Source organism: Streptomyces herbicida (assembly GCF_032656585.1).
Classification (GTDB): Bacteria; Actinomycetota; Actinomycetes; order Streptomycetales; family Streptomycetaceae; genus Streptomyces; species Streptomyces herbicida.
In genome coordinates, this window is record NZ_JAUYWJ010000008.1 from 235,084 (window position 1) to 256,956 (window position 21,873).

Here is a 21,873-nt window from a genome sequence, read left to right on the forward strand (position 1 = left end):
ACCGAACGGACAAGATCGATCAGATCGGCGTCGGACGGCCCGAGGGGGGCGGGGGGAGCGTCGTCGCCCCACCCGCGGGTGCACGGCAGGCGTCATTGCCCGCAGCGCTTACGGCTCATGCCCAGTGGTTAAGCATTCGAAACCAGCGAGTAACGGCTACTTATACGGCCCAACGCATAGGTAGCGGTCCGTCTATCCTACGGCCGTTCCGAACAGGCTGCCCAGGGCGTACGTCACACCGGCCGCGGCACCGCCGAGCGCGAGCTGCCGGAACCCGCTGAACCACCAGCTGCGCGCCGTCACCTTGGCCACCACGGCACCGCAGCCGAACAGCCCGGCGAGCGCCAGCAGCACGGCGGGCCACAGGGCCGTCGCGCCCAGCAGGAACGGCAGCACGGGCAGCAGGGCGCCCAGCGCGAAGGAGCCGAACGACGACACGGCCGCGACCAGCGGCGACGGCAGATCACCGGGGTCGATGCCCAGTTCCTCGCGGGCGTGTATCTCCAGGGCCTGCTCGGGGTCCCTGGACAGCTGCCGGGCCACCTCACGGGCCAGCCCCGGCTCGACACCACGGGCCTCGTAGAGGGCGGCCAGCTCCTCCTGCTCGTCCTCCGGGTGCTTGCGGAGCTCCCGCCGCTCGACGTCGAGCTCCGCCTCGACGAGCTCGCGCTGGGAGGCGACGGAGGTGTACTCGCCGGCCGCCATGGAGAAGGCGCCGGCGGCAAGACCGGCGAGGCCGGTGATGACGATGGTCTGATGACCCGCGGAGCCGCCCGCGACACCGGTCAGCAGGGCGAGGTTGGAGACCAGGCCGTCCATCGCGCCGAACACGGCGGGGCGCAGCCAGCCGCCGTTCACATCCCGGTGCGTGTGGTTGTCGCGGTGCGCCTCGTGCAGCGACGCCTCGGTGTCGATGATGGCCATGCGGGTCCCCCAATGAGCTTAGGCAAAGCTAACTTTTAGACTGGTTCTACTTCTCGACAACAATTGAACCTACGCCTCGAATTTCCGTTCCGCCAGCAAGGAAAGGCTGGGCTAACCTGCGGCTTTACCCTCAAACGCTCATCCGAGTTGACGTATGCACATATGTCGACCGGGTGATGCTGGGGCTCAAGAGGCTCAGGTGGGCCGCTCAGGTGGCAGGCATCCCCGCATGGCATCCATCGCCTGCATTCCCCCGGTCCCGGCGCCGGGGGGCGCCGCCGGACTCCGTGAACGGGCGCGCGGCGCGCTGCTCGGCCTGGCGGTCGGGGACGCGCTCGGCGCCCCGGCGGAGAACATGAAGCCCTCCGAGATCCGCGCCCGCTGGGGCCGTATCACCGGATACGTCGCCGAGAAGCCGTCCGGCACGGACGACACCGAGTACGCGATCTTCTCGGGGCTGCTGCTCGCCCGGCACGGCTCCGCCCTCACTCCGGCCCATGTCGAGGCGGCCTGGCACCAGTGGATCGCCGACCGCGACGAGGGCCCCTTCCGCGGCGCGGGTTTCAGCGAGCGCGGCACCCTGGAGAACCTCCGGCGGGGCCTGGCCGCGCCCATCTCGGCCCAGCACCGCCACGCCTGGAGCGACGGCCTCGCGATGCGGGCGGCGCCCTTCGGGGTGTTCGCGGCGGGCCGCCCCGCCGAGGCCGCCCGCCTGGTGGCGATCGACGGCTCGGTCAGCCACGACGGCGAGGGCATCTACGGCGGTCAGGCGGTGGCGGCCGGGGTCGCCGCGGCGATGGCGGGAGCCCCGCCGAGCGCGGTCGTCGCCTCCGCCCTCGCGGTCGTCCCCGACGACTCGTGGACGGCCCGTTCGCTGCGCCGTGCGGTGGCGGTGGCCCACCGCGGCGAACGGGCGGTCCGCTCCGCAGTGGTCGTCGGCGGCTACCCCTGGACCGATCTGGCCCCCGAGGCGGTGGCCCTGGCCTTCGGGGCGTACGCGGCGGCCGACGGCGACTTCCGGGAGGCCGTCCTCACCGCCGTGAACATGGGCCGCGACGCCGACACCACGGCCGCCGTGGCGGGCGCCCTGGCCGGCGCGACCCAGGGCGTGACCGCGATCCCGGCGGACTGGGCCGCGGCGATCGGCCCGGCCCGCGGCAGCTGCCTGCCCTCCATGGCGGGCCACCACGTGCTGGACGTGGCGGAGCTGCTGGTGCCGGGCGAGGGCGGGAAGTGGGGCGCGGACGTGGTCGTACCGGACTATCTGCCGGGGGTGGTGCGGGATTGCCTGCCGGGAGTGGTGCGGGCCGGCATCAACGAGGTCCTGCCATGACCCGCCGCGTCGAAGGCCTCCTGCTGGGCCTGGCCGCGGGGGACGCGGCAGGCTGGCCCGCCGCCCGGCACCGGGCCGCGCGGATGCCCGAGTGGACCCGGCGCCTCACCCGCGAGCTGGACACCTTCGCCGAGCAGAACGCGACGACGACCCTGCCCGTCCCCATCGCGCTCAACCAGCCCCCCGAGCCGCTCCGCCTCGGCCCCTCCGACGACGCCGAGTGGGCGGTGTTCGCGGCGGAGGCGGTCCTGCGGGCCGGGGACGACACCGTGCTCGGGGACCTCAGCCGGGAGCGCCGGACCCGGGCCGCCATCGACCTCACCTGGAGCGCCGTCGCCTCCGAGGTGGCGGCGGCCGCCGACCGCGCCCCCGAGGTCGAGTCGGCGGTACTGCCCCTGCGCGCCCGTATCTCGGTGCGCGCCGGGCTGGGCAACCTCGCCACCGGCCTGCGCCCGCCCGCCACCGGCCACGACAACCCCCACTACTTCGACGACGCGGCCTGTGTACGCGCCTGTGTCCTGGCCGTGGCCCACCCCGGCGACCCCCGCCGCGCCGCCGACCTCGCCGAGTTCGACGCCCGCTACACCCAGGACGGCGACGGTGTGCACGGCGCCCGGGCCATGGCGGCGGCACTCGCGCTGGCACTCGTCGGGGCGGACGCCGAGGCGTGCGTGACGGCCGCGCTCGCCGAACTGCCCGAGGAGACGGAGATCGGCCGTAACGCCCGGCAGGCACTGGCCCTCGCCCGGGAGACGGACACCGCCTTCGCCCTCATCCCACTCCTCGAACACCAAATCGTCGACCATGTGTACAGCTATGGCATCGCCGCCGCCGAGACGGTCCCGGTCGCCCTCGCCCTGGCCACGGCGGCGCAGGGCCGGATCGCCGAGGCCGTCCCCGCCGCGGCCTGTCTCTCCCGGGTCGCCGACTCGGCGCCCGCTCTCGCGGGTGCGCTGACCGGCGCCCTGGGCGGCGGCGAGTCGATCCCGCCCGCCTGGCGGGAGGCCTGCCGCACTCTCCCCGGCTGCACGCTCCCCCGTCTCACCGGCACCGACCTCGTGGAACTCGCCGAACTCCTGGAAGCCGCACAACCGGCCCGACCAGGAGGATGATTCGGGGCATGACGGCCAAAGGAGAAGAAAACAGCGGGCCGGGTCTGGACGAACGGATCACCTGGGCACTCGTCGGAGCCGCCGTCGGCGACGCACTCGGCGGACCTGTCGAGGGCTACTCCCCCGACCAGATCCTCGAACGCCACGGCGGCCGCGTCACCGGTGTCGTCGGCCCCTGGAACGGCGACGCCTGGCGCACCGCCCGCCCCATCGCCCCGTACCACAAGGGCGACGGCCATGTCACCGACGACACCTTGATGACGCATGCGCTGGTACGGGTGTACGCGACGGTACGTGACCATCTCGACGCGTACGCGATCGCCGGCCATCTGGTCCCGGACCTCATGACGAACCCGCGCTGGATCCCCGAGCTGGAGGCCGAGGCGCTTTTGCTCCAGCGCATCTTCCTCGCGGAGAAATGGCTGGTGGCGAGGCTGGCGTACGGTCATGTGGACCCCCGCGAGGCCGGCACGGGCAACATCGTCAACTGCGGCGCGGCGATGTACATGGCTCCCGTCGGGCTGGTCAACGCCGCCAATCCCGGCGCCGCGTACGCCGAGGCCCTGGACGTCGCGGGTGCGCACCAGTCGTCGTACGGCCGTGAGGCGGCGGGCGTTTTCGCGGCGGCGGTGGCGGCGGCGTGTGCGCCGGGGGCGACACCGGAGTCGGTGGTGGCGGCCTGTCTGTCCCTGGCGAAGGACGGCACGCGGGAGGCGATCGGGCGGGTCTGCGAAGTGGCGGCCGCACACCGGGACTTCGAGTCGGCGCTGGTCCCCCTCCGGGAGGCGGTGGCGCCCTACGACACGGTCGGCCCGGACTACCGCGCCCCCTCTCTCGCGGCCCGCCGCCCCTCCCGCCTCCACTGCGTCGAGGAACTCCCCATCGCCCTGGGCATGCTGGTCGTCTCCGGCGGCGACTACCGCCGGGCGGTCCTGGGAGCGGTCAACTACGGCCGCGACTGCGACTCGATCGCGACGATGGCGGGGGCCCTGGCCGGGGCTCTCGGCTCACCGGTCCCGGACGACTGGTCGAAGACGGTCGCCGAGGCCAGCCGCCTCGACCTGTGGGAACCCGCACGGACGCTCACCGAGGTGACCCGCGAGGTCTTCGAGCGGGACGTACGGCGCCGGCGAGCGCACGAGCGGGCGATCGCCGAGCTCGGGGGCCCGCGATGCTCCGGCTGACCTGGGTCCAGCCGGAGGACCTGATCGGCCACGAACTCCGCCAGGCCGGCCAGGACGGCCGCGAGCCCTGGGCGATCGCGGCGCGGTGGAGAGCGGCGGGGGGTCCGGAGGCGCCGACCCGGGCCGGCGCTTCGGCGGGGCGGGCGTCGCGCTATCTCCGGCAGCTGGCGGAGGACCTGCTCGACGAACTGGCCGACCTGCCGAGCAGGTTGGCGGACGAGGAACCGACGGACCTCGCGAAGATCAAGGCACGCTGCCCGGATTGGCCCGGTGGACCGCAGGCGCGGGCGAGCGTTACCGCCCTGCCCGGCCTGGAAGCCGCCTGGCTCGGCCGAGCCGCAGGGTGCCTCCTCGGCAAACCCGTCGAGAAGCTCCCGCTGCACGCCATCCGCGAACTCGCCCGCGCCTCCGGCAACTGGCCCCTGAACACCTGGTTCACCGCAAAGGGCGTCCCCGGAGAACTCCTCGCGGCGCACCCCTGGAACCGCCGCTCGGCCGCCACCTCCCTCGCCGAGAACATCGACGGAATGCCCGAGGACGACGACCTCAACTACCCCCTGCTCAACCTCCTCCTGCTCCGCCGCCACGGCAAGGCCTTCACCACCACGGACGTGGCCCGGCTCTGGCTCGACGAACTCCCCGCCGGACGCACCTTCACCGCCGAGCGCATCGCCTACCGCAACCTCCTCACCGGCGTCGAACCCCCGCACACCGCCCGCCACCGCAACCCCTTCCGCGAGTGGATCGGCGCCCTGATCCGCGCGGACGTGCACGGCTGGACCAACCCGGGAGACCCGGCGGCCGCCGCCGCACAGGCCCACCGCGACGCCACCCTCACCCACACCGCCAACGGCGTGTACGCGGCGATGTTCATCGCGGCCGTCATCGCCGCCGCGGCCACCGGCACCCACGACATCCACGCCTGCCTGCGCACCGGCCGCACGGTGATCCCGCCCCGCTCCCGGCTGGCCGCGGCCGTGGACCACGCCATCGGACTGGCCGAGTCCCACGAGGACTTCGACGCCGTCGTGGACGGACTGCACGCCGTTCACTCCCCCACCCACCACTGGGTCCACGCCGTCCCCAACACCGCTCTGATCGCCGCCGCCCTCACCCACGCGGACGGCGACTTCACCAGCTCCATCTGCCGGGCGGTGTCGGGCGGCTGGGACACCGACTCCAACGGCGCCACGGCGGGGAGCGTCGCCGGTCTCCTCGCCGGCCGCCCCACCGCTCTCCCCGACCGCTGGACGACGCCCCTGAAGAACCGGCTCGCCACGTCCGTCGCCGACTTCGACGGCACCGGCTTCGACACCCTCGCCCACCTCACCCACCTGGAGGCGACCCGCCCATGACCCACATCGCCGTACTCGGCAGCTTGAACATGGACCTCGTCGCGTACGTCGAGAAGGCCCCGCAGCTCGGAGAGACCGTCACGGGACGGGAGTTCCGCACGATCCCCGGTGGCAAGGGCGCCAACCAGGCGATCGCCGCGGCCCGCGCGGGCGCCACCGTCTCGATGATCGGCGCGGTCGGCAACGACGTCTTCGGCAGCCGGCTGCGCGACACCCTGGAGCACTCCGGCGTGGACACCGACGACCTGCGCACCATGGAGGGCTCGTCCGGCACCGCGCACATCGTGGTGGACGACGAGGGCGGCAACTCGATCGTGGTCGTCCCGGGCGCGAACGCCACCGTGGACCATCTCTCCCCCGGCGACGAGGGCGTGATCGCCTCCGCCGACGCGCTGCTCCTGCAACTCGAGATCCCCACCGCGGCGGTGCTCGCGGGCGCGGAGGCGGCCCGTAGACACGGAGTCCGTACGATCCTCACCCCGGCCCCCGCCCAGCCGCTGCCGCCCGGGCTCCTCGCCGCCACCGACCTGCTGGTCCCCAACGAGCACGAGGCGACCGCCCTCACCGGGCGGCCCGACCCGCGCGAGGCGGCCGACGTCCTGCTCGAGCAGGTACCGGAGGTGGTCGTCACCCTGGGCGCGGCCGGCTGCCTGTACCTGACCCGCGGGGCCGGACCGCTCGTGGTTCCCGCACCCGGCGTGACCGCCGTGGACTCGACCGGCGCGGGCGACACCTTCGTCGGCGCCCTCGCGGTCGCGCTCAGCGAGGAGCGGCCGATCCGGGAGGCGCTGACGTGGGCCGCCGCGGCGGCCGCCGTCTCCGTCCAGCGGGAGGGGGCGTCGGCGTCGATGCCGTACCGCCCGGAGATCGAGGCGCAGTACACCGCATGAACACCTCCACCCAACCCCTCACCGGCCTGCGCGTCCTCGATCTCGCCACCCTCTTCGCCGGCCCTCTCTCCGCCACCCTGCTCGGTGACTTCGGCGCCGAGGTGATCAAGGTCGAGCATCCCGCCAAGCCCGACCCCTGCCGGGGCCACGGTCCCTCGAAGCACGGCGTCGGCCTGTGGTGGAAGCTGCTCGGCCGCAACAAGCGCACCATCACCCTCGACCTGTCCAAGCCCGGCGGCCGCGCCGTCCTGCTGCGACTGGCGGCCACCGCCGACGTGATCGTCGAGAACTTCCGCCCCGGCACCCTGGAGAAGTGGGACCTGGGCTGGGAGGAACTGTCGGCCGCCAACTCGCGGCTGATCCTCGCCCGGGTCACCGCCTTCGGCCAGTTCGGCCCGTACGCGCACCGCCCCGGCTTCGGGACCCTGGCCGAGGCGATGAGCGGCTTCGCCGCGATCACCGGCGAGCCGGACGCACCTCCGACGCTCCCGCCCTTCGGGCTCGCCGACTCCATCGCGGGCCTGGCCACGGCGTACGCGGTGATGACGGCGCTCGCGGCCCGGGACCGCACCGGCGAGGGCCAGGTCGTCGACATGGCGATCATCGAACCGATCCTGACCGTGCTCGGCCCGCAGCCCGTCTGGTACGACCAGCTGGGCCACGTCCAGCCGCGCACCGGCAACCGCTCCCAGAACAACGCCCCGCGCAACACCTACCGCACGGCGGACGGCACCTGGGTCGCGGTCTCCACCTCCGCCCAGTCGATCGCCGAGCGCGTGATGCACCTGGTCGGCCGTCCGGATCTGATCGACGAGCCGTGGTTCGCGACGGGCGCCGAACGGGCCGCGCACGCCGACGTCCTCGACAAGGCGGTCGGTGCCTGGATCGCCGGCCGCACCCGGGACGAGGTCCTGGCGGCCTTCGAGAAGGCGGAGGCCGCCGCGGCGCCGATCCAGGACGTACGGGACGTGATGGCGGACCCGCAGTACCAGGCCCTGGACACCATCACCGCCGTCGACGACCCGGAACTGGGCCTGCTGCGCATGCAGAACGTCCTCTTCCGGCTCTCCGCCACACCCGGCGCGATCCGCTGGGCGGGCCGTCCGCACGGCGCGGACACGGAGGCGGTCCTGACCGAGCTGGGCCTCACCCCGGCGGAGCTCGGCTCGTTGCGCACGGAGGGCGCCTTGTGACCCCCTTCCCGCTCACCTGGCTGTACGTCCCCGGCGACCGTCCGCACGTCGTGGCCAAGGCGCTGGCCTGCGGCGCGGACGTGGTGGTGATCGACCTGGAGGACGCGGTCGCCCCGGACCGCAAGGCGTACGCCCGCGAGGCGACCGCCGACCTGCTGTCCGAACCCCGGCCGGTCCGGGTCCACGTCCGGGTCAACGCCCTGGAGGCGCCGTGGGCGGCCGCCGACCTGCGTGCGGTGACCGCGCTTCCGGGCCTGTCCGGGCTCCGGCTCCCGAAGGTGACGTACGCCGAGGAGGTGGTGCGCGTCGCGGAGGGAACCGGGCTCCCCCTCTACGCCCTCCTGGAGTCGGCCCTGGGCATCGAGCACGCCTACGCGATCGCCTCGGCCCACCCGTCCCTGCGGGGCGTCTCCCTCGGCGAGTCGGATCTGCGGGCCGACCTGGGCGTACGCGAGGACGCGGGGCTGGACTGGTGCCGTTCCCGGGTCGTGGTCGCGGCGCGGGCGGCGGGGCTGGCCCCGCCGCCCCAGTCGGTGCACCCCGACATCCGCGACCTGGAGGGGCTGGCGGCTTCCTGCGCCCACGGCCGCTCCCTGGGCTTCCTCGGCCGCGCCGCCATTCACCCCCGCCAGCTCCCGATCATCGAGCGGGCCTATCTGCCCACGGAGGAGGAGATCGAACAGGCCGAGACGATCGTCAAGGCCGCGACGGAGGAGCAGGGCGCCCTGGCGCTGCCGGACGGCAGATTCGTCGACGCGGCGGTGGTGGCGGCGGCCCAGCGCACGCTGTCACTGGCCCGCAGACCCTGAGACCCGTTCTGAGACGCGACCTGAGACGCGACGAGGGCGCCCGGATCGATCCGGGCGCCCTCGTCGTCGTGCGTCTCGTCGTGCGTCGTCGTACGGCCGAAGGTGTCAGCTCTTCTTCGACGCCGACTCGGCCTCGTCCTTCGTCTCCTCGGCTCCCGAAGCCTCGGCGGACCCGGTGGAGTCCGTCTCGGCCCCCGCGTCCGCGTCTGCCTCCACGTCTGCCTTCGCCTCGGCACCCGGCTTGTCCGCGGACTCGTCCTCGGGCTCCGCCGTACCGTCTTCCGCGGCCTCGTCCTCGGCGGCGCCGGGCTCGACCACGGCCTCGCGTCCCGGCCGCTTCCTCGACGACAGCACGATGTAGACCACCGCGAGCAGGAACACGATCATCGCGGTCCAGTCGTTGAGGCGGAGGCCCAGGATGTGGTGGGCGTCGTCGACGCGCATGTACTCGATCCAGCCGCGGCCCACGCAGTACGCGGCGACGTACAGGGCGAACGCCCGACCGTGGCCCAGCTGGAAGCGGCCGTCGGCCCAGATGACCAGAAGGGCGACGCCGATGCACCACAGGGACTCGTACAGGAATGTCGGGTGGTAGTAGCCCGGCACCCGGCCGCCCTCGGAGGAGGTGATGTGCAGCGCCCACGGAACGTGCGTCTCGCGGCCGTACAGCTCTTGGTTGAACCAGTTGCCCCAGCGGCCGATGGCCTGGGCCAGGGCGATGCCGGGGGCGATGGCGTCGGCGTAGGCGGGCAGCGGGATGCCCCGGCGCCGGCAGCCGATCCACGCGCCGACCGCGCCGAGGGCGATCGCGCCCCAGATGCCGAGGCCGCCCTCCCACACCTTGAAGGCGTCCACCCAGTCACGGCCCTCGCTGAAGTACAGCTCGTAGTCCGTGATCACGTGGTAGAGCCGGCCGCCGACGAGGCCGAAGGGCACGGCCCAGACCGCGATGTCGGCCACCGTGCCGGACCGGCCGCCGCGGGCGATCCAGCGCTTGTTGCCGAGCCAGACGGCTACGAAGACGCCGATGATGATGCAGAACGCGTAGCCGCGCAACGGAATCGGCCCGAGGTACAGGACCCCGCGCGACGGGCTGGGAATGTAGGCAAGTTCCATGGCAGGGTCGACGCTACCGTGCCGGGCCCGGCACACGGCAGGCAGCCCGGCTACGGGTCCATAACGGGGGTGTGAGAAACACTTACCCCTGGTTGGCCGCCTCCACCATCTGCTTCAGCTTCTGCGGGGTCATCGTCTGGTCCTGGTAGATGTTCTTGCCGTCGAGCAGGACGGTCGGCGTGCCGCTGAAGTTGCCGGCCTTGAAGGCCGCGTGCGACTTGTCGACCCAGCTGTCGTGCTTCCCGTCGTTGACACAGGCCCGGAAGGCCGGGGTGTCGAGCCCCTGGACCTTGCCCGCCAGCTCGATCAGCTTGGCGTTGTCCGCGAAGGTGTCGTCCGTCTCCTTGGGCTGGTTCGAGTAGAGGACGTCGTGGTAGTCGCGGAACTTGCCGGCATCCTGGGCGCAGGCCGCCGCGTTGGCCGCGCGCAGCGAGCCGGTGCCGCCGAGGTTGCCGTCGATCAGTCTGACCAGGTGGTACTCGACTCTGAGCTTGCCGGCGTCCGCCAGCTCGTGGAGCGTCGGGCGGTAGGCCGCCTCGAAGGCCTGGCAGGCCGGGCAGCGGAAGTCCTCCCACACCGTGAGCGTCGACTTGGCTCCGTCCTTGCCGACCGGGATCGCTAGGCCGTCCTTGCCCTGCGCGCCCGAGGGCGCCACCGCTGGGCCCGAACTCTTGCCGCCCTTGTTCTTGCCGGCGTTCGCGGCGATCACGCCGATCACCGCCGCGAGGCCGAGGACGCAGACGACGCTCGCGCCCACGATCAGCGCGCGGCGTCGCTTCTCCGCGGCCTTCTGCTTCTCGCGCTCGACCGCAATCCGCTCCCGGGCGGTGCGCTTTCCGTCACGGTTCTTCTCGCTCACACCCCCAGAACGAACAGGGGAGGCGCAGCGCGCCTCCCCTGTCCCAGGTCCACCCGTTCGAGTGACCGAATATTCCGTTATGCCTGACGGCTGGTTCGTCCTGCCGGACGGTCAGGCCTGTCCGCGCACGCCCTTCGCCAGCTCACCGGCCAGTTCGCGGACCGCGTCGACACCGGCCGCGTCGTCCGGCGCGTCCAGCATCCGCTTCACGAAGGCCGAGCCGACGATGACCCCGTCGGCGAATCCGGCGACCTCGGCGGCCTGGGCGCGGCTGGAGACGCCGAGCCCGACGCAGACCGCCAGGCCGGTGCCGGTGGCGCGGGTGCGCCGCACCAGGTCCTGCGCCTGCGCGCCGACCGACTCACGGGTGCCGGTGACACCCATCAGGGACGCGGCGTAGACGAAGCCGCTGCCCGCCGCGGTGATCTCGGCGAGCCGCTCGTCCTTGCTGCTGGGAGCGACCACGAAGACCGTCGCGAGCCCGTGCTTCTCGGCGTGCTCCCGCCACAGCGCCGACTCCTGGACCGGCAGGTCGGGCAGGATGCAGCCCGCCCCGCCCGCCTCCGCCAGCTCGGCGGTGAAGCGCTCGACGCCGTAGCGGTCGATGGGGTTCCAGTACGTCATCACGAGCACCGGCTTCCCGGTGGCCGCGTGGGCCTCGCTGACCGTGCGCATGACGTCGGCGATCTTCACACCGCCCCGCAGGGCGATGTCGTCGGCGGTCTGGATGACCGGACCGTCGAGAACGGGGTCGCTGTGCGGCAGGCCGACCTCGACGACGTCGGCGCCGCCGTCCAGGACGGCCTTGATCGCCTCGATGCCGCCGTCCACGGACGGGAACCCGGCCGGGAGGTAGGCGATGAGCGCGGACCGGCCCTCGGCCTTCGCGGCCGCGAGGGTGTCGGTCAACAGGTCGATGTTCCCGCTCACTTGGCGTCCCCCTCGATCTCGGCGGTGTCACTGTCGGCGTCGGCGGCGACCTCCGCGTCCGCACCGCTGTCGTACAGACCGAAGTAGCGGGCGGCCGTGTCCATGTCCTTGTCGCCGCGGCCGGACAGGTTGACCACGATCAGCCCGTCCTTGCCCAGCTCCTTGCCGACCTCCAGGGCACCGGCGAGGGCGTGGGCGCTCTCGATGGCCGGGATGATGCCCTCCGTCCGCGACAGCAGGCGCAGGGCCTGCATGGCCGCGTCGTCGGTGACCGCGCGGTACTCGCCGCGGCCGGTGTCCTTGAGGTAGGAGTGCTCGGGCCCGATGCCCGGGTAGTCCAGACCGGCCGAGATCGAGTACGGCTCGGTGATCTGGCCCTCCTCGTCCTGCAGGACGTAGGACCGGGAGCCGTGCAGGATGCCGGGCTCGCCCGCGGTGAGGGTCGCCGCGTGCTCGCCGGTCTCGACGCCGTGCCCGGCGGGCTCGCAGCCGATGAGACGGACGGAGGCGTCCGGGATGAAGGCGTGGAAGAGACCGATGGCGTTGGAGCCGCCGCCGACACAGGCGATGGCGGCGTCGGGCAGCCGCCCGGCGCGCTCCAGGAGCTGACGGCGGGCCTCCACACCGATCACCCGGTGGAAGTCGCGGACCATGGCCGGGAAGGGGTGCGGACCGGCGACGGTGCCGAAGAGGTAGTGGGTGTGGTCGACGTTGGCGACCCAGTCCCGGAAGGCCTCGTTGATGGCGTCCTTCAGCGTGCGGCTGCCGGACTTCACGGCGACGACCTCGGCACCGAGCATGCGCATGCGGGCCACGTTGAGGGCCTGCCGCCTGGTGTCGATCTCGCCCATGTAGACGGTGCATTCGAGGCCGAACAGCGCGCAGGCGGTGGCGGTGGCGACGCCGTGCTGGCCGGCGCCCGTCTCCGCGATGACGCGCGTCTTGCCCATGCGCTTGGTGAGCAGGGCCTGGCCGAGCACGTTGTTGATCTTGTGGGACCCGGTGTGGTTGAGGTCCTCGCGCTTGAGGAACACCCGGGCGCCACCGGCGTGTTCGGCGAACCGCGGCACCTCGGTGAGGGCGCTGGGCCGGCCGGTGTAGTTGACGAGCAGATCGTCGAGCTCGCGGGCGAACTCGGGGTCGGCCTTCGCCTTGTCGTACTCGACGGCGACCTCGTCGACGGCGGCGACGAGCGCCTCCGGGATGAACTTGCCGCCGTACGCGCCGAAGTAGCCTTCGGCGCTGGGGACCTGACCCTCGGGGTCGGGGATGAAGAACTCGCTGGGCATGCGGAAACCTCACGGTGAGTGGTGGAACGTCACTAATCGCCGTGGGGGCGGGGAGGTCAGTTGGCTGCGGACCCGTTGTGGCTGCGCGCGCAGTTCCCCGCGCCCCTGTAGGTCGGCCGCTGCCATCGCATGCCGTTCACCTGGCCCGGTTCGTCACCGATGACGTATCGCACCCGACGGCCGTGCACCCGGCGGGCGGGCGCGCGGCAACCGCGGGGCCGGCAGCCGCGCGCGAGGCGGGCGTACGGGTCCCGGGTCGTCAGGGTGATCGAAAGCGTCATCGGGGCCAGCCTACCGGGAGTTCAGCCCCGGCCGTGCCGCAGTGCGGGATGCTCGCCCGCGGCGACCAGGTCGGCCACCGCCGCCTTCGGGTCACGCCCGGTGACGAGGGACTCGCCGACCAGGACCGCGTCGGCGCCCGCGTTGGCGTAGGCGATCAGGTCGTGCGGGCCGCGGACGCCGGACTCGGCGACCTTGACGATGCTGTCCGGGATCTCCGGCGCGACCCGCTCGAAGGTGCCGCGGTCGACCTCCAGTGTCTTCAGGTTGCGGGCGTTGACGCCGATCACCTTGGCGCCCGCGTCCACCGCGCGTTCGACCTCCTCCTCGTCGTGCACCTCGACGAGGGGGGTGAGGCCGATGGAGACGGCACGCTCGATCAGCGACTCGAGGGCCGGCTGGTCGAGGGCCGCGACGATCAGCAGCGCGAGGTCGGCACCGTACGCGCGGGCCTCCCACAGCTGGTACGACGTGACGATGAAGTCCTTGCGCAGGACCGGGATGTCCACGCGTGCGCGGACCGCCTCCAGGTCTGCCAGCGAGCCGCCGAAGCGGCGCTGCTCCGTCAGGACCGAGATGACGGCCGCGCCGCCTGCCTCGTAGTCCGCGGCGAGCCCGGCCGGATCGGCGATCGCGGCCAGCGCGCCCTTGGACGGGCTGGAGCGCTTCACCTCGCAGATCACCTTGACGCCGTCGCCGCGCAGCGCGGCAACGCCGTCCTTGGCCGCGGGCGCCTTCGCCGCGCGCTCCTTGAGCTCGTCGAGGCTGACGCGCGCCTTCCGCTCCGCGAGGTCGGCACGGACTCCGTCGATGATCTCGTCGAGCACACTCACGCGAGCGGCCCCCTTCCGAACGATCGAAAACCCATGGTCACTGCGATGGTATCCGGAGGACGGCGCCGGCCTCGCATCCGGTGGACGGCGGTCCCACTACCTGGACATTCGCCGGTCGATCAAGGATGGAGCCAGCCACCGAAGGGAAGGTTCCGGACAACGGTGAACACCAGGATCAGCGCCCCCAGGCTCCACAGGTGCACCGGCCCGAGATCGATCCGCAGCGGTCGTCCGCGCACCGCACGGACGACCCAGACGGTCCACAGCACCGCGAAGCCCGCGTAGGCGGCCACGGCCATCGCGTTGTCCTGGAGCGCGGTGAGGAAGTCCCCGTGCACGAAGGCGTGGGCGCTGCGCAGACCGCCGCAGCCGGGGCAGTAGACGCCCGCGTAGCGGAGCAGCGGGCACACCGGGTAGTGGCCCGGCTCGTTGGGGTCGACGGTGCCTACGTAGGCGAAGGCCCCGACGACGGCCGCGAGGATCCCGGCGGGCACGGCCAGCCGCCCCGGCAGGGCGGTGGGCGGCCCGGTCCGCCGGTCGATCCCCCGGGCGCTGTGGCTGTCGGCGTTCACGCCTTGCATTGTGCCGCGCACGGGCCGCACGCGCGCGAGGGGCGGCCCGCACCTCTTCGGTGCGAGCCGCCCCTCGGCACAGGAACTGCTGGTCAGCCCTCGACGCCGGCCGGCTCGGGCGTCACCGCGGCCCGGGGCTGCGGCTGGGGCACCGAGTGGGCGCTCTTCGGCTGACCGAGGCCCATGGAGCGCATGACGGCGCCGACGACACCGCCGAGCGCCACGATCACCATGCCGGCCCAGAAGCCCAGCGGCTGGGCCATCACCATGAACGCGCCCGCGACGCAGAAACCGATGAAGGCGATGGTGACACCGGTCCAGGCGGCCGGGGTGTGTCCGTGGCTGCTGCCCGCCATTGCTTGCTCCTCGTTGCAGATTGCGTGCTCGTTGCTTGATGCGTGTGAGCCGGACGCTCACGGTCCATTGTTCCGTACGGGGGTGGATGCCGTGAGCTCGGGTGGCGTCTGTTTCGCCACATCGGGGCCGGGGTCCCGCAACCGGTGGCCGGCGCCGGACCCTCAAGCCCCCGTCGGGTCCTCACCGCGGTCCAGGGCCTTCCAGAGGTCCTCGGGGCGGTCGGGATCCGCGGCCGGGGCCGTGCGGCGGGGGCGGGCGGTGCCGCGCTCGTAGCGGTCGGACATGGCGGGCCACAGGCGTCCGTAGCGCAGGGCGAGGAGCCCGGCGAGCAGCAGCAGGAGGCCGCCGGCGGCCGCGACATAGGGCCAGCCGGTGTGGGTCAGCGCGGCCACGCTCGCTGAGGTGTCTCCGGTGGCCTCGGCGGCCTTCTCGTCGAGCGCCGAGCTGTCCGAGGCGCCGAGCAGGGCGGCGGCGATCGTGCCGGCGCCGGAGAGCGCGAGGAGCCCGGCGACCAGCAGGCGGCCGGACCGGCGGACGGCGAAGACGGCGACGAGCGCGGCGAGGCCCACTATCGCGAGGGCCGCGGGGACGCCCGTGACGTCGCTGCCCTTGGCGGTCAGCGGGAAGGCACCGCCGGCCACCGTCGCGGTGCCTTCGGCCCAGCGCTGCCGGGTGGCCAGCAGCGCCACGGCAGCGCCGAGCGCACCGCACAGCAGGGCGACGGCGAGGCTGCGGCGGCCGGACCGTGCGGGTCCGGCGGCTTCGGGGCGGGGGTGAGGTACGGCAGTCACGTACCCCACTATCGCCTGAACCCCGGGCGAACCGTCACCCGGGGTTCACGTGATACGCGCCCCACTGTCCGGTAAGCGCCCTACTTGCCCAGCCGGTTGGCCGTGTGCACGGCGCGCAGGACCGCCGCTGCCTTGTTGCGGCACTCCTGGTCCTCGGCGACCGGGTCGGAGTCGGCGACGATGCCCGCGCCCGCCTGGACGTACGCGGTGCCGTCGCGCAGCAGGGCCGTACGGATGGCGATGGCCGTGTCGGAGTCGCCCGCGAAGTCGAGGTAGCCGACACAGCCGCCGTACAGCCCGCGCCGGGACGGCTCCAGCTCGTCGATGATCTGCATCGCGCGCGGCTTGGGCGCGCCGGACAGGGTGCCCGCCGGGAAGCAGGCCGTCAGGACGTCGAAGGCCGTACGGCCCTCGGCCACCCGTCCGGTCACCGTCGAGACGATGTGCATGACGTGCGAGTACCGCTCGATGGACATGAAGTCGACCACCTCGACCGAGCCGGGTGCGCAGACCCGCCCCAGGTCGTTGCGGCCGAGGTCGACGAGCATCAGGTGCTCGGCGCGCTCCTTGGGGTCGGCGAGCAGTTCGTCGGCGAGGGCCTGGTCCTCCTGCGGGGTGGCGCCGCGGTGCCGGGTGCCGGCGATGGGGTGGACCATGGCCTGCCCGTCCTCGACCTTCACCAGGGCCTCCGGGCTGGAGCCCACGACGTCGAAGGCGCCGCCGTCCCCGTGGGGGAAGCGGAACAGGTACATGTACGGCGAGGGGTTGGTCGCCCTGAGGACCCGGTACACGTCCAACGCGCTCGCCGTGCACGGCGTTTCGAAGCGCTGCGAGGGTACGACCTGGAAGGCCTCGCCCGCTCGGATGCGCTCCTTGATGTCCTCGACGGCCTCCTGGAAGTCCGGGCCGCCCCACAGTGCGGTGTACTCGGGCAGCTCGGAGGGCGGCAGGACGGCCGGGGGCTGGGCGACCGGGCGCGAGAGGTCGGCCTCCATGGCGTCGAGCCGGGCCACGGCGTCCGCGTGGGCCTCGTCGACGCCGGTGTCGAGATCGTTGTGGTTGATCGCGTTGGCGATCAGCAGGACGGAGCCCTCCCAGTGGTCCATGACCGCGAGGTCGCTGGTGAGGAGCATGGTGAGCTCGGGGAGCCGCAGGTCGTCCCGCTCGCCGGGGCCGATCTTCTCCAGGCGGCGGACGATGTCGTAGCCGAGGTAGCCGACCAGGCCGCCGGTGAAGGGCGGCATCCCCTCCTGGTGGGGGGTGTGGAGGGCCTCGATGGTGGCGCGCAGGGCGGCCAGCGGGTCGCCGTCGACGGGGACGCCGACGGGCGGGACGCCCAGCCAGTCGACCTGGCCGTCACGCTCGGTCAGGGTCGCGGCGGACCGCACGCCCACGAAGGAGTAGCGGGACCAGGAGCGGCCGTTCTCCGCGGACTCCAGCAGGAACGTGCCGGGGCGCTCGGCGGCGAGCTTGCGGTAGAGCCCGACCGGGGTGTCGCCGTCGGCGAGGAGCTTGCGGGTGACCGGAATGACGCGGCGGTCGGTGGCCAGCTTGCGGAACGTCTCTAGGTCCATGGCGGCTGACCTTACTGATCGGAGACGGGTACGCGGGAATCGGCGTCCTTGAGCAGTACGTCGGCGTCGAAGCAGGTGCGGGCGCCGGTGTGGCAGGCGGCGCCGACCTGGTCCACCTGGACCAGCACGGTGTCGGCGTCGCAGTCGAGGGCGACGGACTTGACCCACTGGAAGTGGCCGGAGGTGTCGCCCTTGACCCAGTACTCCCGGCGGCTGCGCGACCAGTACGTGCAGCGGCCGGTGGTCAGCGTGCGGTGCAGCGCCTCGTCGTCCATCCAGCCGAGCATCAGCACCTCTCCGGTGTCGTACTGCTGGGCGATGGCGGGGACGAGACCGTCGGCGCTGCGCTTGAGGCGCGCGGCGATCTCGGGGTCGAGGCTGCTGGGCCCGGGCGTGCCGGTCGTACTGGTCATGCGGCCATTGTGCCGCGCCGCACTGACGGTGACGGTCCGTGTCCACTGGGCGGACCCGCAGCGCGCGTGCGGTGGATGTCCACTGGGCCGACCCTGTGGCTGGTCGTAGGCTGACTGTATGTCGACCTTCGCCAAGCGTGAACGGCTCCTGTTCGCCGACCTCTTGGAAACCGCCGGTCCGGAGGCACCGACCCTCTGCGAGGGCTGGCAGACCCGCGACCTGGCCGCGCACGTGGTGGTGCGCGAGCGCCGGCCGGACGCCGCCGGGGGCACGCTGATCAAGCCGCTCGCACCGCGTCTCGAGAAGGTGATGGAGGAGTACGCGGCGAAGCCGTACGAGGAGCTCATCCAGCTGATCCGCACCGGCCCGCCGCGGTTCTCGCCGTTCCAGCTCAAGCAGATCGACGAGGCGGCGAACATCATCGAGTTCTACGTCCACACGGAGGACGTCCGCCGCGCCCATCCCGACTGGACGCCGCGCGAGCTCGACCCGGTGTTCCAGGACGCCCTGTGGTCCCGGCTGGAGCGCACGGCCCGGCTGCTGGGCCGGGGTGTGCCGACCGGCCTGGTGCTGCGGCGCCCGGACGGCCAGACGGCCGTCGCGCACCGGGGCTCGCCCGTGGTGACGGTGACGGGCGAGCCGTCGGAGCTGCTGCTGTTCACGTTCGGCCGGCAGAACGCCGCCAAGGTCGAACTGGACGGCGACGAGAACGCGATCGCCAAGCTGCACGAGTCGAAGCAGCTCGGCATCTGAGCAGCTCGGCTCCGAGAGGACTCCTCATGATCAAGGTCGCGATGACCAACGTGTTCGTCGACGACGTGGCCAAGGCCCACGCCTTCTACACGGATGTCCTCGGCTTCGAGACCCGCATCAGCCTGGACCTGGGCGGCGGCACGCTGTTCATCACGGTCGGCGCGCCGGACGGGGGCCAGCCGGATCTCCAGCTGCTGCTGGAGCCCGGCGACAGCCCCATCGCGGAGCCGTACCGCCGGGCCCTGTACGAGGCCGGGATCCCCGCCATCGTCTTCTCCGTGGACGACATCCGGGCGCAGTACGAGCGGCTGCGCGGCCTCGGTGTGCGGTTCACGCATGAGCCGCAGCAGCAGGGGCCGGTGCTCGCGGCCGTGCTCGACGACACGGTCGGCAACTATGTGCAGCTGACGGAGCCCTTGGGGCAGCCGGGCGGCTGAGCCTCAGCGGGGCAGTTCGGCGCGGCGCAGGCCCGGTACGCACAGGGCGACGACTCCGCCGAGCCCGCACACGGCGGCGCTGACGACGTAGACCGGGCCCAGGCCCCAGGCGCCGATCGCGGCGGCGGCGAGGGGCATGCTCAGCGGGGCGAGGCCGAGACTGACCAGGCCGGAGACGGCGGTGACGCGGCCCAGGTAGGCGGGGTCGGCGACGGTCTGCAGCAGGGCGCCGCACAGCGCCCCGCTGAGCCCCGCCAGGAGCCCCACGAGCAGGGCCACCCCGACGGCCCCGGCGAGGCTCGGGACGAAGGCCAGGGCGCCGATCGCGACGGACCCGGCGAGGATCGCGCACCCGGTGACCAGCCCGGCGCGCGGCAGCCGCCCCCGGACGGTCAGCAGCACGGAGGCCGCACCGGCGCCCACACCGAACCCCGCGAGCACCGCGCCCATCCCGGAGGCGCCCCAGCCGCGCTCGTCGGCCAGCAGGGTCAGACCGACGTTGAACGGGCCGACGAAGCCGAAGTCGCCGAGGGCGATGGCCAGCATCAGGGGAGCCAGGACGCGATGGCGGCGGATGTGGGCCAGCCCGGCCCGGAGGTCCCGCCAGGCGGTGTCCTGCCGCGCCCCTGCCCTGTCGTCCGCCGGCAGCTCCCGGACCCGTACGGACACCAGCAGGGGCACCGACACCGCGATGAGCAGCCCGGCCAGCCCGAACGCGGCCGCCGCGCCGCCGACCGCCACGCCGAGTCCGCCGAGCGGGGCGCCGACGACGCTCGCGAAGCGGATCGCGAGGCCGCGCATGCCCTGCACCCGGGCCAGCTGGTCCCTGGTGGTGATCCGCGCGGGGAGCGCGCCCACGGCGGGCATGAACACGGCGTCGACGGTGCCGAAGACCAGGGCGAGCAGGGCCAGCGGCCACAGTCCGGGGCCGGCGAGGTACAGCAGCGCGGCCACCGCGAGGACGGCAGCGCAGCGGACCGCGTCGCTGGCGATGACGACCCGTCGCGGCCCCAGCCGGTCGGCCAGCACTCCGCCGCCCAGCATCAGCAGGGCCCGCGGCAGCGCGCTGACCGCCATCACGATGCCGGCCTGCGAGGGGGTTCCGGCCTGTACGGCGGCCCAGGACAGGGCGATGTAGTACACGCTGTCGCCGAGCATCGAGAAGGTGTAGGCGCTCAGCCAGCGCAGGACGTCGGGGTCGCGGTGGGCGGGGCGGCCGGGAACGTGCTGCTCGACGGGTGTCGCGGACACGGTGGTCACGGCGGTGGCCTCTCTCAGACGCGGAAGGGGAATCCGTACATGTACAGCGCGACGTGTTCGCGCCCCTCGGTCCCGCCCGCGGCTTCGGCGGCCCGGCCCTGCTCGTCGTACCTGCGCAGGAGCGCCTCCAACTCCTGCTTCAGCGCGGTGAGTTCCGCCGGGGTGAGGCGCATCCAGGACTCGTTGTCCACGGACGCGGTGTTCCATTCGGCGCTCCAGGCGGGGCGTTCGTCGAGGTAGCGGTGGTAGCGGTCGGTGCGCTGGTCGTGGAAGAGGCGGGTGGCCGCCAGATGGGCGGCGGCCTTTCCCGGCTCGCCCCGGAAGTCCTCGTCCCGGATGCTCACCCCGTCCGAGGCGGGCTGCCACCATCGCTCCCGCCCGTCGGCGGTCTGCGGCTCCGCCTCCTCGATCAGCCCGTGCTCGGCGAGCTTGCGCAGGTGGTAGCTGACTAGGGACACGGCCTCGTCCACGTGCTCGGCCAGCTGCGACGCGGTGGCGATCCGCTCGACGCACAACAGCCGGTACAGATTCGCCCGCAACGGATGCGCCAGCGCCTTCAGCGTCCCCACGTCCGTGATCCGACGGTTCTCCTTGCCTGCCATGCCCTCACCGTAGGTACGAAAGAAAAATTGCACAACAGATTTTGCGCAACTTTCCTTTCGCATCGACCTGGGAAGGGCCCCCGGCCGCAGACCCGCGCCCGCCGCGATCGCCGCAGGAAGCCGGCGAGACGTCAGCGGGAAGCCTGCGAGACGTCAGCGGGCACAACTGCCCTTTCGCCCCCACCCACGCCGAAGCCCCGGCTGCCGCCAAGCAACCGGGGCCAAAGCTCAGCGCAGCGTCACCGAACCGGGTGGCCCGCCTCCCTCAGGGCCTGCTTCACCTCGGCGATGCGCAGGTCGCCGAAGTGGAAGACCGAAGCGGCCAGGACCGCGTCCGCGCCCGCCGCGACGGCCGGTGGGAAGTGAGCGAGCCGGCCGGCGCCGCCGGAGGCGATGACCGGGACCGTGACGTGCTTGCGCACGGTCGCGATCATTTCCAGGTCGTAGCCGTCCTTCGTGCCGTCCGCGTCCATCGAGTTGAGCAGGATCTCCCCCGCGCCGAGCTCGGCGGCCCGGTGCGCCCACTCGACGGCGTCGATGCCGGTGCCCTTGCGGCCGCCGTGCGTCGTCACCTCGAAGGAGCCCGACTCGGTCCGGCGCGCGTCCACCGACAGCACCAGGACCTGCCGGCCGAACCGCTCGGCGATCTCGCGGATCAGGTCGGGCCGGGCGATCGCGGCCGTGTTCACGCCGACCTTGTCCGCGCCCGCGCGGAGCAGCTTGTCGACGTCCTCCGCCGTGCGCACACCGCCGCCGACCGTGAGCGGGATGAACACCTGCTCGGCGGTGCGGCGCACCACGTCGTACGTCGTCTCACGGTTGCCCGAGGACGCGGTGATGTCCAGGAACGTCAGCTCGTCGGCGCCCTCGGCGTCGTACACCTTCGCCATCTCGACGGGGTCGCCCGCGTCGCGCAGGTTCTGGAAGTTGACGCCCTTGACGACCCGGCCGTTGTCCACGTCCAGGCAGGGGATGACTCGGACCGCCAGGGTCATGAATCCAGGCTC

Annotated in this window: 24 protein-coding genes; 9 read left to right on the top strand and 15 right to left on the bottom strand. The window is 72.9% G+C overall.

The genetic code is table 11. The annotated features are described in order from the left end of the window. Positions 1 to 192: 192 nt before the first annotated feature. A complete protein-coding gene (locus Q8A52_RS18890) occupies positions 193 to 924 on the bottom strand; it encodes a VIT1/CCC1 transporter family protein (RefSeq protein ID WP_316753655.1) in 732 nt (243 codons plus the stop codon). Positions 925 to 1,153: 229 nt separating this feature from the next. On the opposite strand from Q8A52_RS18890, the gene Q8A52_RS18895 reads away from it, so the two are divergent. The 7 genes from Q8A52_RS18895 to Q8A52_RS18925 are packed head-to-tail and all read left to right on the top strand — an operon-like array spanning position 1,154 to position 8,800. Beyond that, the gene (locus Q8A52_RS18895) at positions 1,154 to 2,257 is read left to right on the top strand and encodes an ADP-ribosylglycohydrolase family protein (RefSeq protein ID WP_316753657.1); all 1,104 of its coding nucleotides are present in this window, start codon (positions 1,154 to 1,156) and stop codon (positions 2,255 to 2,257) included. Beyond that, a complete protein-coding gene (locus Q8A52_RS18900; protein WP_316753659.1) occupies positions 2,254 to 3,369 on the top strand; it encodes an ADP-ribosylglycohydrolase family protein in 1,116 nt (371 codons plus the stop codon). The genes Q8A52_RS18895 and Q8A52_RS18900 overlap by 4 nt, the downstream gene beginning before the upstream one ends. Before the next feature lie 8 nt (positions 3,370 to 3,377). Then, positions 3,378 to 4,553, top strand: coding sequence for an ADP-ribosylglycohydrolase family protein (locus Q8A52_RS18905; protein WP_316753661.1), 1,176 nt, complete (start codon positions 3,378 to 3,380; stop codon positions 4,551 to 4,553). After that, the gene (locus Q8A52_RS18910; RefSeq protein ID WP_316753663.1) at positions 4,541 to 5,908 is read left to right on the top strand and encodes an ADP-ribosylglycohydrolase family protein; all 1,368 of its coding nucleotides are present in this window, start codon (positions 4,541 to 4,543) and stop codon (positions 5,906 to 5,908) included. Before Q8A52_RS18905 ends, Q8A52_RS18910 begins: the two co-directional genes overlap by 13 nt. Further along, complete coding sequence (gene rbsK / locus Q8A52_RS18915; RefSeq protein ID WP_316753665.1) at positions 5,905 to 6,798, top strand: ribokinase; 894 nt, start codon at positions 5,905 to 5,907, stop codon at positions 6,796 to 6,798. The genes Q8A52_RS18910 and rbsK overlap by 4 nt, the downstream gene beginning before the upstream one ends. Then, the gene (locus Q8A52_RS18920) at positions 6,795 to 7,991 is read left to right on the top strand and encodes a CaiB/BaiF CoA transferase family protein (RefSeq protein ID WP_316753667.1); all 1,197 of its coding nucleotides are present in this window, start codon (positions 6,795 to 6,797) and stop codon (positions 7,989 to 7,991) included. Before rbsK ends, Q8A52_RS18920 begins: the two co-directional genes overlap by 4 nt. Beyond that, positions 7,988 to 8,800, top strand: coding sequence for an HpcH/HpaI aldolase/citrate lyase family protein (locus Q8A52_RS18925; protein WP_316753669.1), 813 nt, complete (start codon positions 7,988 to 7,990; stop codon positions 8,798 to 8,800). The genes Q8A52_RS18920 and Q8A52_RS18925 overlap by 4 nt, the downstream gene beginning before the upstream one ends. Before the next feature lie 105 nt (positions 8,801 to 8,905). Here the strand turns inward: Q8A52_RS18925 and lgt are convergent, their stop codons facing one another. The 11 genes from lgt to hisI all read right to left on the bottom strand — a co-directional run bounded on the left by lgt (position 8,906) and on the right by hisI (position 17,813). Then, positions 8,906 to 9,916 carry a prolipoprotein diacylglyceryl transferase gene (gene lgt, locus Q8A52_RS18930; protein ID WP_316753671.1) on the bottom strand — a complete coding sequence of 337 codons (1,011 nt, stop codon included), beginning with the start codon at positions 9,914 to 9,916 and terminating at the stop codon, positions 8,906 to 8,908. An 82-nt stretch (positions 9,917 to 9,998) separates the two neighbouring features. Beyond that, the gene (locus Q8A52_RS18935) at positions 9,999 to 10,775 is read right to left on the bottom strand and encodes a DsbA family protein (RefSeq protein WP_316753673.1); all 777 of its coding nucleotides are present in this window, start codon (positions 10,773 to 10,775) and stop codon (positions 9,999 to 10,001) included. 111 nt (positions 10,776 to 10,886) lie between these two features. Further along, positions 10,887 to 11,705, bottom strand: coding sequence for a tryptophan synthase subunit alpha (gene trpA, locus Q8A52_RS18940; protein WP_316753675.1), 819 nt, complete (start codon positions 11,703 to 11,705; stop codon positions 10,887 to 10,889). Further along, positions 11,702 to 12,994, bottom strand: a complete 1,293-nt coding sequence (gene trpB / locus Q8A52_RS18945; RefSeq protein WP_316753677.1) for a tryptophan synthase subunit beta — start codon at positions 12,992 to 12,994, stop codon at positions 11,702 to 11,704. The genes trpA and trpB overlap by 4 nt, the downstream gene beginning before the upstream one ends. Before the next feature lie 56 nt (positions 12,995 to 13,050). Beyond that, positions 13,051 to 13,275: a tryptophan biosynthesis modulator TrpM gene (gene trpM, locus Q8A52_RS18950; RefSeq protein WP_316753679.1), complete on the bottom strand. Its 225-nt coding sequence runs from the start codon at positions 13,273 to 13,275 to the stop codon at positions 13,051 to 13,053. A 21-nt stretch (positions 13,276 to 13,296) separates the two neighbouring features. Beyond that, a complete protein-coding gene (gene trpC, locus Q8A52_RS18955) occupies positions 13,297 to 14,106 on the bottom strand; it encodes an indole-3-glycerol phosphate synthase TrpC (RefSeq protein WP_316753681.1) in 810 nt (269 codons plus the stop codon). A gap of 119 nt (positions 14,107 to 14,225) precedes the next feature. After that, complete coding sequence (locus Q8A52_RS18960) at positions 14,226 to 14,687, bottom strand: DUF2752 domain-containing protein (protein WP_316753929.1); 462 nt, start codon at positions 14,685 to 14,687, stop codon at positions 14,226 to 14,228. An 83-nt stretch (positions 14,688 to 14,770) separates the two neighbouring features. After that, positions 14,771 to 15,034, bottom strand: coding sequence for an HGxxPAAW family protein (locus Q8A52_RS18965; RefSeq protein ID WP_316753682.1), 264 nt, complete (start codon positions 15,032 to 15,034; stop codon positions 14,771 to 14,773). A 162-nt stretch (positions 15,035 to 15,196) separates the two neighbouring features. Then, positions 15,197 to 15,835, bottom strand: a complete 639-nt coding sequence (locus Q8A52_RS18970) for a TIGR02234 family membrane protein (RefSeq protein WP_316753684.1) — start codon at positions 15,833 to 15,835, stop codon at positions 15,197 to 15,199. A 71-nt stretch (positions 15,836 to 15,906) separates the two neighbouring features. Beyond that, the gene (locus Q8A52_RS18975; RefSeq protein ID WP_316753685.1) at positions 15,907 to 17,400 is read right to left on the bottom strand and encodes an anthranilate synthase component I; all 1,494 of its coding nucleotides are present in this window, start codon (positions 17,398 to 17,400) and stop codon (positions 15,907 to 15,909) included. Positions 17,401 to 17,411: 11 nt separating this feature from the next. After that, positions 17,412 to 17,813: a phosphoribosyl-AMP cyclohydrolase gene (gene hisI / locus Q8A52_RS18980; RefSeq protein WP_316753687.1), complete on the bottom strand. Its 402-nt coding sequence runs from the start codon at positions 17,811 to 17,813 to the stop codon at positions 17,412 to 17,414. Positions 17,814 to 17,931: 118 nt separating this feature from the next. Here hisI and Q8A52_RS18985 point away from each other — a divergent pair, with 118 nt between their 5' ends. Together Q8A52_RS18985 and Q8A52_RS18990 are read left to right on the top strand one after the other, a co-directional pair. After that, entirely contained in the window at positions 17,932 to 18,567 is a 636-nt protein-coding gene (locus Q8A52_RS18985; RefSeq protein ID WP_316753688.1) for a TIGR03085 family metal-binding protein, read from the top strand. A 26-nt stretch (positions 18,568 to 18,593) separates the two neighbouring features. Further along, a complete protein-coding gene (locus tag Q8A52_RS18990) occupies positions 18,594 to 19,004 on the top strand; it encodes a VOC family protein (protein WP_316753690.1) in 411 nt (136 codons plus the stop codon). 3 nt (positions 19,005 to 19,007) lie between these two features. On the opposite strand, the gene Q8A52_RS18995 is transcribed toward Q8A52_RS18990, so the two are convergent. The 3 genes from Q8A52_RS18995 to hisF form a co-directional block, all read right to left on the bottom strand. Further along, positions 19,008 to 20,264, bottom strand: coding sequence for an MFS transporter (locus tag Q8A52_RS18995; protein ID WP_316753692.1), 1,257 nt, complete (start codon positions 20,262 to 20,264; stop codon positions 19,008 to 19,010). Between the two features lie 14 nt (positions 20,265 to 20,278). Then, the gene (locus Q8A52_RS19000; RefSeq protein ID WP_316753694.1) at positions 20,279 to 20,866 is read right to left on the bottom strand and encodes an ArsR/SmtB family transcription factor; all 588 of its coding nucleotides are present in this window, start codon (positions 20,864 to 20,866) and stop codon (positions 20,279 to 20,281) included. Positions 20,867 to 21,105: 239 nt separating this feature from the next. After that, complete coding sequence (gene hisF / locus Q8A52_RS19005) at positions 21,106 to 21,861, bottom strand: imidazole glycerol phosphate synthase subunit HisF (protein WP_316753696.1); 756 nt, start codon at positions 21,859 to 21,861, stop codon at positions 21,106 to 21,108. Positions 21,862 to 21,873 lie beyond the last annotated feature (12 nt).